This window comes from Marinifilum fragile, from assembly GCF_963677365.1.
In the GTDB taxonomy this organism is placed as follows: Bacteria; Bacteroidota; Bacteroidia; order Bacteroidales; family Marinifilaceae; genus Marinifilum; species Marinifilum fragile.
Genome location: NZ_OY781962.1, coordinates 764700 through 779015, shown reverse-complemented (window position 1 = coordinate 779015; position 14316 = coordinate 764700). Strand labels below are relative to the sequence as shown.

Genomic DNA, 14316 nt, shown 5'->3' with positions numbered 1-14316 from the left:
GTGATTCTTTGATGGCTGTTCTTGTTCTAAAAAAATGGTAAGTGCTATATAAAACTTTGAGTAAATATTTAGAACAGGTAAACTTTACCAGTTAGAACCTTACAATTTAAGTGTTTTTTTAGGATCTGGCTTCACATAAACTGTTTTCCCATGTCTACCAAGTTCAATCATTTTATTTATTAGATAACTCGCATCATATGAATTCATAGTTAAATTTGAAATACGTGATTTAGCATACTTTGATTTATCAAAGTATTTATTCACGATATATTTGGTTGATCGTTTTGTATGCAGTCTAGCAAAAGTTTTGCTAGAAGTTAGCTCATGTATATTTTTGACCGTTCCATTTTCAAATTTGAATTTGGTAATAGACTCGTCTGTAAAAAACTGTTTGAAATATGGCACTTCTTCTCTTAAAACACTTTCAGCACAATGAAAAGCTGTTGGGATATATGACTTGCCTAGCCCCATTGATATAATAATCGCATCAGTTAAGGACAATTTGAAATAAGTGGATTTTTCATCCCATCTAGTCACAGAAAATTGATGTTCTTCGGTTAAAAAGTTAGCATTCGGTCCCAAAGCACAAACGGAATGCATATTCACACTCCTTACTACTCCAGGGTACCTTCTAAAAATTTCTGCAAGTAAACCTGCTCCTGTTGGAGTTCTTTTGATATCAAATATGTCATTTTTCCCAATATTATGTAGAGGATATGCTGGCATTAATAAAGTTCCTTCTTCACCAATTTCAAAAAGCAATGCATCGATAAATTCTTTAGGAGACCCCGTATAATTATAAAATTCATCCCAAGAACAATGCAGCATGACAGTCATTCCTTTTTTTAATCCAAGTTCATTTAGACTACTTATAAGATTATCCGTATTGTACTTTTTTTGGTAATACGTTCTGTCAACTTTTCTTTTAATACCATTCACTAAAAACGACTTACCTCTAATGTTAAAACGTTTTTTTATTAAATTCCAAATTTTACGTTTTATGTCCATTTCATTTATGAGTTTTATACTTTACAATCAACGTTACCCCCCCTTTTCTCAGGGGGGGGCATAGTACTTAATGTTTGGATTTAAATCTAGTTTAATTTTTGCTCCATAATAACAACAATATCCTCTAAATTTTTCATTTTTAATATTTCATCCGGTTCAAGAGATATGTCAAAATGAGTTTCTAATTCATAAGTTAAATTTAAATGATTTAACGAATCCCATTTGGAACAGTTAGCCTGTGAGATATTATCATTTACAGAGTTAAGTTTAAATGTATTCTTAATTATCTCTTTAATTTGATTTTTCATTTTTAACTTTTTATAATGTTATAGTATGGTTTTATTTCGAATTTTTCTTGAGACAAATTTAATTTATAAGATTTTTCAGAACAATTTTCATAGTTATCTTCAATTTTCTCAAATCCAACCTTCTCATAAAATTCACTCACCTGCTTATTTTTGGGTGAAGAAAGGTATGACGCATAAACAGTATTGATTCCATTGGATTTTAAATCTGATAAAAGTGACAAAATGAACGCATCTTCAATACCTCTTCCCAGTATTCTACAACTTAACAAAAAGGAATCAATTATAGCACTTTTTTTAGTCTTATCTAATTTTATAATTGCTACTCCTGTAATACCGCTATCTCCAAATTTATCCTTTACGCTTATACAATTAACTTTACTCCCCCCCTTAACCAAATCAATAATTTCAGATTCAACATACCTTTTTGTTGTTAGATTGAACTGGTTCGTTTTTTGAGTTAACTGAGCTATTCTTGAAAAATTAAAAGAGTCCGCATCTTGAAGTGTTATTTCAATTTCGAGACTTTTTATATAATCAGAAAGATCACTATATGCATTCTTGGCATTAACTCTTTGTTTGTTAGCAACATACTGCTCTGTTTTTACCTTATCTTCAGCAGTGATATTGTAAATACCAAAATATTTGTCAATAATTGTATTAATAAAGAAAGGTAAGCTATAAACTTGAGCAGGAAATTCTGGGGTCTCAACCGATGGTAATAATTGCCTAACCAACTCTCTCTCGACTGGATTGTCATCAATAAAAACTATACTATCCAGTCCGATATTTAATTCCTGTGCAATCTCTTTTATATTATCAACTTTATTATTCCAATTTATACGATATGCAGAAAAATCCTTATTTCGCAGTAATAAAAACGGATTCTTCTCCCAAACATCAATAACATCTTGCTCATTATTTTTACTACAAACAGTTAGAATAACTCCTGTTCTTTTCAATTCCAAAAGTGCTTTTTGAAACTCCAAAAACACATTTCCAGGGTAGTCTCCACCAATCTGAATACCGTTAATACCATCCTCTCCTAAGATACCTCCCCATAAAGTGTTATCCAAATCAAGAACTAAACACTTTTTTCGAATCAAGTTAATTTCATTTACCTTATTCTTAAACCAAGAATTAAAATCATTAGTCAATTTGGGAGAAATTGGCATCTGGGAAATAAAGTAATATTTCCAGTCAATTAACTGATCACTCGTGTAATTGTTTCCAAATGTTGAGAAATCAATAATTCTTATATTATTATTTTTTTTAGAAAGCTCTACAACATCCATATTAAATTGATGAATAGCTTTTTGTATTGAAAAATCACCTGATACAATTTCTTTATAAAAAGGTGACAATAACGTAAAAACATATAAGAATTTATGCTTAGGTATTTGATTGTAAACTATTAATAGCTTATTATAGTAATCTTCTATTTCTTTAACTAAATCTTGATTACATTGCTTATAAGGCAGAACGTAAAACCAGATGAAACATTCGCTTTCAGAATCCATATAAGAGATATCTGCATATCCGGAAAACAAGGCCTTTTCTTTATTAAACAGTGGTTCGATAGTACTATTTCGGAAAATAAAATATTTCATATTATATTATTCATTTATATTTACACAATAAAACCAACTACTTTGTTGTAAAACAATAATTGCTGTTGATTTTATGAAGAATGTCGCTCAATTAGGCAGTTTAAATTTCAATCTACGATTCATAATCCTATTACAATAGCTGATCTCAATACATGATGGCTTCTTTTATAAAGATCTTATAGTCCAATTTAGATTTTATTAGTTAATAAGTAAGAGGCTTTAAAGTGTTTATCTCCCTACGCTTTTAAAAATTCACCATTCATGTTTCGCAACAAATAAAGTAGCGAGATTTAACTATATTGGTTGTTAATATGATTTTATTGCTCATCCGCAATAGATATTAAATATTGACCATATTCATTTTTCTTCAATGGTTCAGCCAAATCTAGTAATTGTTCTTTTGTGATATATTCCTTTAGGTATGCTATCTCTTCTAGACAAGCTACTTTTAATCCCTGTCGTTTTTCAATGGTCTCAACAAATCGACCAGCATCAAGTAAGGATTCATGAGTTCCTGTATCCAACCATGCATAACCTCTACCCATCAATTCCACTTTTAAATCACCTTTCATTAAATATTCTTGATTAACCGTGGTTATCTCTAGTTCACCACGGTAAGATGGTTTGATATTTTTCGCAATCTCAACAACAGAATTTGGATAGAAGTATAATCCAACAACAGCGTAGTTTGATAATGGCTTCTTAGGTTTTTCTTCTATTGATGTTACATTTCCATCTTTATCGAAAGCAGCAACTCCATATCTTTCTGGATCACTTACATAATACCCAAAAACAGTAGATTTCCCTTCTTGCTCAACATTTCTACGCGAATTGGCAAGCATCTGTGAAAGCCCATCTCCGTAGAAAATATTATCTCCAAGTACTAAACAAACATCATCTCCTGCTATAAATTCTTCTCCAATAATAAAAGCTTGTGCTAAACCATCTGGGGAAGGTTGTTCGGCATACGACAATTTAATCCCATAATCAGAACCGTCACCCAGTAGTCTTTCGAATCCCGGTAGATCTTGTGGAGTAGAAATAATCAAGATGTCCCTAATACCTGCCAACATTAAAACTGACAATGGATAATTAATCATTGGCTTGTCATAAATTGGAAGTAATTGTTTTGAAACTCCTTTTGTTATAGGGTAAAGTCTTGTTCCACTACCACCTGCTAATACTATTCCTTTCATCTAATTAGGCTTTATACATTTCGTTATAATAATCTTGATAATCTCCAGAAGTGATATTTTCCAACCATTCCGCATTTTCGAGATACCACTTTACCGTCTTTTCTATTCCTTCTTCAAATTGAAGGGATGGCTCCCAACTCAACTCTTCTTTTAATTTGGTTGAATCAATAGCATATCGTAAGTCGTGACCAGCTCTATCGGTAACGTATTTGATCAAGTTTTCGGAAGCTCCCTCTTCTCTTCCCAATAAACGATCTACAGTTTTAATCATTACTTTAATCAAATCGATATTTTTCCACTCATTGAATCCACCGATATTATATGTATCCCCTAGTTTCCCTTCATGGAAAATTACATCAATGGCACGCGCATGATCCTCAACATACAACCAGTCCCTAACATTCTCCCCTTTTCCGTAAACAGGAAGAGGCTTATTATTGCAAATATTGTTAATGAACAAAGGAATTAATTTTTCAGGAAATTGGTAAGAACCATAATTATTTGAACAATTTGAAATAACAGTTGGCAAGCCATAGGTATCATGAAAAGCTCTCACAAAATGATCCGAAGAAGCTTTTGAGGCGGAATATGGTGAATGAGGATCATATGCAGTAGTTTCCAGAAAGAAGCCCTCCTCATCCAATGAACCATATACTTCATCGGTCGATATATGATAAAATAACTTACCATCATAATCTCCATTCCAAGCTTGCTTTGCAGCTTGCAATAATGACAATGTACCCATTACATTAGTTTGTGCGAAAGAAAATGGATCTTTAATAGAACGGTCCACATGTGATTCTGCAGCCAAATGAATTACTCCATCAATTTGGAAATTCTGGAAAGCTTCCTGCACACTTTCAAAATCGCAAATATCGCATTTAACGAACTCATAATTCTCATTATCTTCAACATCCTTAAGATTAGCCAGATTACCTGCATAGGTTAGAACATCCATATTAACAATTCGATAATTAGGATATTTATTGACTAATAAACGAACCAGATGTGAGCCAATGAATCCCGCACCGCCAGTAATTAATATATTCCTCTTATACTGCATTAACTTCTTTTTAAAATCAAATTAATAATTAAACTCCTACAATCTTCCATCTACAAGATCTTTATCCCAACATCCTTTTATATCATAAATCACGGCATCGTGACCATTTTTCAAATCATCCAAATTCAGATTTAAAAATTCCTTGTGGGAAACAGCTAATATAACGGCATCATATTTATCTGCCATTACTTTATTAACATTTCGTTCAACACCAAATCCATACTCATGGTACACCTCTTGCTCATCAGCCCAAGGATCACAAACTTTAACATTAGTTCCAAATTCATTTAGTTCGTTTATAACATCAACTATTTTCGTATTTCGGATATCTGGACAATTCTCTTTAAAAGTAAAACCTAATACTAATATCTTACTGCCTTTTATCCTATGCCCCTTCTCAATCATGAGTTTAACGACCTTATGAGCTACAAATTGCCCCATCACATCATTAACCTTACGACCAGAACTAATCACATCAGGCTGATATCCCAGTTGCTCTGCTTTCCACTTTAAGTAGTAAGGATCAACACTAATACAATGTCCACCAACTAAACCTGGCTTAAATTTTAAAAAGTTCCATTTCGAACCAGCCGCTTCAATTACCTCATTGGTATCAATACCCATTCTATCAAAAATCAAAGCCAACTCATTAACAAATGATATATTTAAGTCTCGCTGTGCATTTTCAATTACTTTAGAGGCTTCCGCTACCTTGATAGAAGATGCCTTATGAGTTCCATTCAAAAGAATTGAGTTATAAAGTTCATCAATATCAGTAGCAATTTGAGGTGTCGAACCAGAGGTAACCTTCTTTATTGTCAACAATGTATTCACCTTATCTCCAGGGTTAATTCTTTCTGGAGAATAACCTGCAAAAAAATCCTCGTTAAATTTTAACCCTGAAAACTCTTCCACTACAGGTAAACAGACCTCTTCCGTAGCACCTGGATATACAGTGGACTCATAAATGACAATATCTCCTTTCGAAATAACTTTACCCACAGTCTGACTTGCCTTTATAAGAGGATTCATATCTGGTCGTTTATCTTCTGTAATAGGGGTAGGTACAGTAACAATATAATAATTAGCATCATTAATATCATCAAGCGATGCAGACAAATACAATCCATTCTCCCTATTATTTTTTAATACAGATTGTAAATTATCATCTTCAACCTCTAAAGTTGCATCATGCCCTTTATTTAATTCAAAAACACGATTAGTATCAATATCAAAACCAACAACAGGATATTTCTTAGCAAACTCAACAGCTAAAGGCAATCCTACATAACCTAAGCCAATAATAGCAATTTTAATATTTTCCATTTTTAAATCTTGATTCTATATCTTTTTATTTCTTTACTTAAAAAACTAACACCCCAATAATTACATATTCATTAATAAACAAAGAATTTTTTTCACCAATGACTATCAACAGATGTTAAACACTCTAATCAACTATACTAAGACAAATCCTGCTATATGAAAAACAGACTTTCATTCCAACTACTCTTCCGTCCATTGACTTTTCATAGTACAGAGAAATACTTTTCCGAAAACAATCCCTACTCCTACAATTCCACCAAAAACAACCCAGATAAGAAGTATAGTAGCACGCTTAGGTTTTGATTTTTCAAATGGAATTACTATTGGTTTAATTATTGTAAATACAGGTGTATCTTCTTTCACCTGTATTTTTTGTTTCTCCAATTGCTTTGCCAGTTCAGAGTAGACCCCGTAAACCAAGTTGTATTCTGCTGTTAATCGCTCCAATTCAGTCTGAGCTATCGCAGTACTTACATTTTTATTACCATCTCGAAATAAAGCCAATTTATGCATAGCCACATTCGCTTCTTTTTCTTTTTCTGCATAACGCCCTTCTACAAACATTAATTGTTCTTTTGCTTTTTGGATTTTAAAATTGGTTATGGCTTTCTGCAAAAGAATTTGAGCTTTTTTTGCCATTTGAGCAGCGGCCTTTGCTTGTGGCATACGGGCGGATAATGAAACGTAACCATCCTTATCATTGACTTCTAAAGAGAGTTGAGAAGAAAGAATATTGATTAGTTCTTTTTCTTCTTGTGTTATTGATAAAATTTCATCTTCAGAAGACGCAAGCATTGCGTCTGTACGATCACCACGGATGGCACCAAGAATTAAACCAGGTAAACCAATGGTGTATTTCTTAACATAGCCAAATAATCCCGGGCTGTAAATTTCTTCGTAGTAATGGGCAAATGTTACTTTTTCTTTCTGACCTTCGATTGACAAAAGTGTTTTCATCAATTCCTTCTGAAAAGGGATACTATTCACAATCTTTGGATAAAGTGTTGGGGGTATATCCGATCCTCCACCCATTGATCCCAAGTTGATTCCAGCCATTGCTGCTAATCCTCCTAAACTACCACCTAGTTTGGATCCACCATCTGCTGATTGCGGCACCATGGTACAGGAAGCAGTGTATTCTTTTTCTGAAAAAATGGCTACGAAGAGGCCGATGAACATGAAGATGATGGTGGTTTTAATGACGGTCTTTCTGCCTTCCCAGAGGGTCTTTGCTAATTGAATCAAATCAATCTCATCGTCGGGGTGGGTTTGTATGTTGTTGTTTTCTTGCATACTGTGTATGTTGATTACGCGGATTTTAAAATAGATTTCGCGGATGGGGCGTTTCTGCTTTTAATCGGCGTCAATAATTATTTTTTAACTGTGTTAACGAATCTCTTATATTTTAGGGAGCTTTCACCAAAGTTGACTAAAAGTCCTAATTGATATTTGGTTGCTTTTAAATAATTTATTGTTTGTTGTTCGTCAATCTTCAACAAACAAGATTTACTTTTTATTTCTATTATAAGCGAATCAAAGCAGACAAAGTCCGCTTTAAAATATTTGATCATTTTTTGACCGTCATAAAAGAGCTCTATCTTCTTCTCTTTCACAAACGGAATTTTTCGTTTTTCTAATTCTTTTGCCAATGCTTCAGAATACACACTTTCTAAGAAACCAACACCAAGTTTTCGATGGACTGTCATGCAGGCCCCAATGATGGAATAGGTTTCTTGTTCGAATAAGAGTTTCTGTGTTGACATTATCGTTATCTCATTAGTGTAATCCGTTTTTAATCCGCGCAATCTATCTCTAGGAGATCCCTCGGTTCCTCGGGATGACGAGAAGCTCGGGATGACTGCTAATTTGTTTTTTCTTTTCCTCTTTCAACCCCTAAATCCCCTGAAGGGGACTTTTCCTGCACTAAACAAGCCCCTTTAGGGGTTTGGGGTATTTTTTTTCTTTACACGATTCCCTTTTATTGAGAGATCCAATTATACTTCTTTGAGAGAGTTTCCTCTCCCTACTTGTTTGCAAGAGATCCCTCGATTCCTCGGGATGACAGCAAAGATCGGGATGACTGTAAATCTGTTCAAGCCACATCAAAACATCCCCCTGCATCCCCCTTCAAAGGGGGACTTTACCCTAACGGGTAGCCACCGCAATGGCTGTAATCAAACTCGCCAATGTTGATGTGAAGGCCAGCCACTTGCTTGCGTTTGCGGCTTTGTCCACTTCTGGTTTTTCCGGAACGATGATTTCACAGCCTGGTTCGACTCTTGGGAAGCGTCTTCCGAATAATCCGCCTTTTGTGGCTGCTGTTGTTCCGTTGGCATACAGCACATATACTTTTCCTTTCTTGGCTCTTTGGGCAAAACCACCTGAGCTCATGATGTAATCTTTGGCCTTTTTCTTATCCGTAAAGGTATGTGCCACCGGGTTCAAGACAGACCCTGACACCATTACTGTTTCCAGTTTTGATGGTACCATCAATTGATCCCCTTCCAAGACATGTAAATCTTCCACACAACCTGGCTTCTTCATGATTTTTGGCAAGTCAATACCGACTATCTGATACTGCACCTTTTCTACCTCTTCGGCATTCATGGTGGTATCCTGCATGGCAATGGCCAGTTTTGCCTGATATTCTGCATCGCTCAATTCAATTCTTCTGCGCAAAGAAGCTCCCTTTACATAGGCTTCAGGGGTTAAACCTCCTGCCCTGCGAATGACATCGGATATTTTTTCATCCTTGCGGGTAATTCCATATTCTCCTGCATACTTTACTTCTCCTTGCACACTTGCTGTTCCTTGCGGACGATATCCCGGTGCACGGCGAATGTATACCTTATCGAAAGCATTTAGTACAAAAGCTTCTCCTTCTGCGTCCAGCTTCAGGTTTCGATCCAAGCCATATTGGTAGGTATGCAATAGTGATTTGGTCAGGTCTTTGGTTTCATTGTAGTCCAATACACGACTTACTTCCACAGAGCTCACCTCTGCATTTTCCAAAAATCCACCTGCCTGGAAAATCAGGTCGGCAATTTTCATATTCTCTGCCCAGGCATAAGTTCCCGGAAATTGTACTTCTCCTACAATTTCAACCGTACGTGCTTCACGCAAATCGAAAATGGAAGAGATCTGGATTCTATCTTCGCGTTGCAACAGCACATCCGCTTTTCCATTCAAGACTTCGCGAGGTGAGAATGAGATGGCCTCCAAGCTCAAATCCTTTTGTTTGCGAGTGATTACGCCACGCTCCATAAAGGCTTCCTCTTTCAAGCCTTCTGCTTTTACAATCAGTTCAGACAATTTCATTCCCTCCAACAACTGGTAATCTCCAGGGCGATAAACTGCTCCGGCTATGCTGATTCTATTTTCGAAACGCTCTGTAATGGCTCCTGCCTTTATGGAATCCCCATTCATCAATTCAATTTCCTTATATTGATCGGCAGCAACATCCACAAAACTTAGAGTTCGAGTATTGTTGCGATACAAATCCAAAACGTGGGTATAAGCCTTATCAGTAAAACCACCTGCATAGCGCAAGATATCTGCTACCAACTCTCCATCCTTGGCTTCGAACAAACCGGTACGTTTGAACTCACCCGCTACCTTAATGCGATTCACGTATGGGCGAACCATGATCACATCCTGATCGCGCAACTGTACATTGTTCTGTGTTTTTCCATCAATTAGATATTCATAAACATCAACCGAATTGATAATTTTTCCATCACGAATCAAATCGATTACACGGAAAGATCCATTTTCATTCGGTCCTCCTGCCAAATACAGCGCATTGAAAACAGAAGCGGTTGCAGGCAAAGCATAAGTTCCTGGCAAGTTTACCTCCCCAATTACATTCACCTTCACTCCTTTTAAAGCTCCCAGACTTACATCAGCAAAGGTGTTGGGCTGATTGCCTTTCATGCCATTGTAAATAGAAATTAACCTGGATTTGATTTTCTCACTGGCTTTTGCAAAAGACATTCCGTATACATTAACCGGTCCCAAGTCGGGAATGATAATGGCTCCATTTTTTTGAACCACCAACATGTAGGACTGTTGAGATGCACCGTAAACCGCAATATTTACTTCATCTCCTATGCCTAAAGCATAAGAATCAGAAACCGGAACATTAACATTTGGTGCGAAACTTAAATTCTCTGAATTGAAGAAGTGAAAACCAAAAATCTTTTTGTTCTTTTCCGTTGCTTTGAACTCTACTTTCTCCGACAACTCTGCAGGCAATTCAGTCGTAGGCAATTCAGTCGTAGGCAATTCAGAAGTTTGCACATTTGTATTCGATCCAACAAATTGATTTTTCAATTTGTAATCTTTGATGCGCTGAGTCATTTGATCGATTTGCATTTGCGAAGCTCCTCGAGCACGAGCCAAAGCCATTGCTTCTTCCAGACTCATCCCATTCTTCTCCATTTCGGAGATAATTCTTTCAATTTGCTTGTCGCTTAATGCATTTACATTTACCGTGGCTGGATTGATGTTTGTATTTTGCGCCTCAGCCCCGATGGTGGCAAAAGCCAAGATCAATCCCAAGAAAAAAGTTTTTCGAAATAATCGAATCATAATTGTATTCTATTAAAATGCTGGTTGTTTACACCTATTTATTCAATTTAGACCGTTTTGCTTTGATCAAACCCCACTTTTGTCTGATCAAAGATTTTTGCGGTTGCGCAAAAATAAAAAACTACTATCCAATTCCCTAATTTTCGAGCCTATTTTATATTAAATTTTTCTAACATAGTTTTCACGCAAGAGTAAAATCCAAAAAACCAAATTTCAAAGTCCAAAACTCAAACCGGAAAGCTGTTGGGACCAAAACCTAAGCTTAATTAGCCAAGCCCTGTAATCTGTGATCAAAGATCAATTAACAATGATCAGTATGCTGAGAACATTATACCTATTTAAAGGTTTTAGATCCCTCGATTCCTCGGGATGACAACTTAATCTTCTGGTCATCCTTAACCGAGTGAAGGATCTGTTTCTTTAAGAATGAGATCTCTCAATACTTCGAGATGACAATACCCAGCTTTAGATCCCTCTCCCGACCATTCGGGATCGGGATGACTGCTAAACCTTCCGGTCATCCTGAACCGAGAAGGATCTGTTTCCATTAGAGTTGAGATCCCTCGATTCCGCGGGATGACTGCAAACTCTGGATAACTGCTGATTCAAAGCCAGTTCAAATTTCTAAAGTAAAATATCAGAACCATACTCATTTTACTATTTGACCTTTCTACTTTTCCAGACTTTTCTCCTTATCCTTCTGTTTAATATTAGCATACAATGGTAAATAAAAATTCTCAATAAAAAAGCTGCCAAATGTGTCAAGTTGGATTGCATCCCTACTCCTAAACATTTTGATAAAATAAAAGCTGTTTTACACTTGGTGCAGAACAGCTTTTATTTTATCAATTTCTTTAGGACATTTAGCTCAACATCTCTTTTATTTCTTCAGACAAAGCTGGCTCACCCACCAACTTCGATTTTGACACGAAACGCTTATCCAGTTGTTCATATATAGAGTTCATCGATTTAAATTCCGGAACTATAGCTTTCATATGGGCCACAATCTTAAAATTATCGTTGGTTTCCAGCAAGTCATAAAAATGCTCAATCATCAGCTGAACTTCTGCCAATTCATATTCTCTCACTTTTGCCACCATAATCCTAGGATGCTTGGTTGGAATGGTATTTTCTTTCACATTCAACAACTCCTCATACAGTTTCTCCCCAGGTCTTAAGCCTGTAAACTGAACCTTTATGTCTTCATTTAATTTTAAACCACTTAACTTTATCATCTTATAAGCCAGATCTGCAATTTTAACAGATCTCCCCATATCAAAAATAAAGATCTTACCTCCAGAGCCGATTGCTCCAGCCTGCATCACCAATTGGCAAGCTTCGGGTATGGTCATGAAATACCTAGTAATTTCAGGATGTGTTACTGTAATCGGCCCTCCTTTTTCAATTTGTGCTTTAAATCTAGGAATCACCGATCCATTCGATCCCAAAACATTACCAAAACGCGTAGTAATAAAATGGGTAGGACATCCTGGATAATTCAAAGATTGCGTATAAATCTCTGCTATTCTCTTCGACGCACCCATTACATTGGTAGGATTCACAGCCTTATCCGTGGAAACCATTACAAACCTCTCTACCCCATATTCCAAGGAAAGATCGGCCACATTTTTAGTTCCCAACACATTTGTTTTAATCGCCTCAGAAGGATTATTTTCCATCATAGGCACATGCTTATATGCAGCTGCATGATACACCAAATCAGGCTTATAAACATCAAACATTCTTTGAGTTCTCTCCTTATCGCGAACATCCCCAATTACAATTTCAGCATTGTAAAAATTCAACTCTTCTTTTAATGACAATTCTATATCATACAACGGAGATTCCGCCTGATCAAACAAGACAATACATTTGGGAGAGAAACGCGCCACCTGTCTAACCATTTCAGAACCGATAGACCCAGCAGCTCCTGTAACCAAAACGGTTTTTCCATTTACCTGTTCATTGATTTGATCCCAATCCAAGTTAATTGGATCTCTCTCCAACAAATCCTCAATTTTTATGGCTCTAATTTGTTTTACACTCAACTCGCCATTCACCCAACTTTCAAATTTAGGCACCTCCCAAACTTTCACATTGAACTCAAGACACTTTTCAACCACCTCACTCTTTTGAGCATGAGTTAAATCTTTTTTGGCAATAATCACCTTATCCACCTCCTTTTGCTCAATCAAATCCTGTAAATCGGAAGTACTATAGATCTTCACATCTTCCAATTTACTACCTACCTTTTTGTTATTGTGGTCAATAAACGCAACGATGAAACTATTCACTTCGCTACCACTATCCAAAGCATGCTTTGCCATGATACCAAATTCATCACTTCCGTATATTAATATGTTTTCACGAATCTTAGATCGGGTAAGGTATCTATAGTAAATGGCCTTGAATATGATACGACTACTGGTCATCAAGAAGACAACAGCAATGTATTCAATAATCAAAATTGAGAAGGGTACAATAAACACACCATCCCTTGCAACAAAACTTAATAAATTGAGCAATGTAAATACAGCTGACCCTACCGAAACTACAACAAATATCCTTTCGGCGTCCTTAGAACTTGTATACCTAACAATACCTGCATAAGTGCCTCCATAAAGAAATGTTAAAGCCCTTAACAATACAAACAAAGGAATAATTACCTTTGCCGAATTTAGATGAATATCTTCTATATTAAAATTAAAACGCAGAAGATAAGCAGCTGTAATCGAAATCATACTAATCAATAAATCGATCAGAAAAACGATCCATCGTGGAGTTGTCTTATCAAAGATATTAATTTTAGGTAAAGTCATAATAAACAATTTATAGTAGTATAGGTGGTATTACATACCCATATAGTTAACTTGACAAAAGTACAGCCTTAATTTATCAAAAACAAATGTCAAACTTGTCATTTTTTTATTTTTATCAAAAGCTTAAAAGCCTTCACACAAGTTTAATATCTATTCATCACACTACAATGTGTCATTCTTAAGATTACAAAAAAAGCAAACGGTTGCGTCATCACTTTGTTTTTTGTCAATAATTATACCGATTTATTTAACTATTACCCTACGTAGCATTAAATAATTATCTTAACAAACTCTTTTTTAAGTTTTTAGACATCAAAGCAGAAAAAAGGGACGATCAAAATGTCTGGAAAGATGAAAAGTGAAATAGTAGAACAGTATAATGGTAGTAATGAGTAATGA

General features: G+C 35.6%; 10 protein-coding genes. All 10 read right to left on the bottom strand.

Features of this window, described 5'->3' with window-relative positions:
- Positions 1 to 99: 99 nt before the first annotated feature.
- Complete coding sequence (locus ACKPCA_RS02875; RefSeq protein WP_321281276.1) at positions 100 to 1008, bottom strand: AAC(3) family N-acetyltransferase; 909 nt, start codon at positions 1006 to 1008, stop codon at positions 100 to 102.
- Positions 1009 to 1094: 86 nt separating this feature from the next.
- On the bottom strand, positions 1095 to 1316 hold the full coding sequence (locus ACKPCA_RS02870) for an acyl carrier protein (protein ID WP_321281275.1): 222 nt from the start codon (positions 1314 to 1316) through the stop codon (positions 1095 to 1097).
- 2 nt (positions 1317 to 1318) lie between these two features.
- Positions 1319 to 2923: an HAD-IIIC family phosphatase gene (locus ACKPCA_RS02865; RefSeq protein WP_321281274.1), complete on the bottom strand. Its 1605-nt coding sequence runs from the start codon at positions 2921 to 2923 to the stop codon at positions 1319 to 1321.
- Positions 2924 to 3240: 317 nt separating this feature from the next.
- Complete coding sequence (gene rfbA, locus ACKPCA_RS02860; RefSeq protein WP_321281273.1) at positions 3241 to 4119, bottom strand: glucose-1-phosphate thymidylyltransferase RfbA; 879 nt, start codon at positions 4117 to 4119, stop codon at positions 3241 to 3243.
- Between the two features lie 4 nt (positions 4120 to 4123).
- Positions 4124 to 5182 carry a dTDP-glucose 4,6-dehydratase gene (gene rfbB / locus ACKPCA_RS02855; protein ID WP_321281271.1) on the bottom strand — a complete coding sequence of 353 codons (1059 nt, stop codon included), beginning with the start codon at positions 5180 to 5182 and terminating at the stop codon, positions 4124 to 4126.
- 36 nt (positions 5183 to 5218) lie between these two features.
- Positions 5219 to 6508, bottom strand: a complete 1290-nt coding sequence (locus ACKPCA_RS02850; RefSeq protein ID WP_321281269.1) for a nucleotide sugar dehydrogenase — start codon at positions 6506 to 6508, stop codon at positions 5219 to 5221.
- A gap of 180 nt (positions 6509 to 6688) precedes the next feature.
- Entirely contained in the window at positions 6689 to 7801 is a 1113-nt protein-coding gene (locus ACKPCA_RS02845; RefSeq protein WP_321281267.1) for a Wzz/FepE/Etk N-terminal domain-containing protein, read from the bottom strand.
- Positions 7802 to 7878: 77 nt separating this feature from the next.
- Entirely contained in the window at positions 7879 to 8271 is a 393-nt protein-coding gene (locus ACKPCA_RS02840; RefSeq protein ID WP_321281266.1) for a GxxExxY protein, read from the bottom strand.
- A gap of 382 nt (positions 8272 to 8653) precedes the next feature.
- Positions 8654 to 11098 (bottom strand): SLBB domain-containing protein, encoded by a 2445-nt coding sequence (locus ACKPCA_RS02835; protein ID WP_321281265.1) that lies wholly within the window; start codon positions 11096 to 11098, stop codon positions 8654 to 8656.
- Between the two features lie 863 nt (positions 11099 to 11961).
- Positions 11962 to 13917, bottom strand: coding sequence for a polysaccharide biosynthesis protein (locus ACKPCA_RS02830; protein ID WP_321281263.1), 1956 nt, complete (start codon positions 13915 to 13917; stop codon positions 11962 to 11964).
- Between the last annotated feature and the right edge of the window lie 399 nt (positions 13918 to 14316).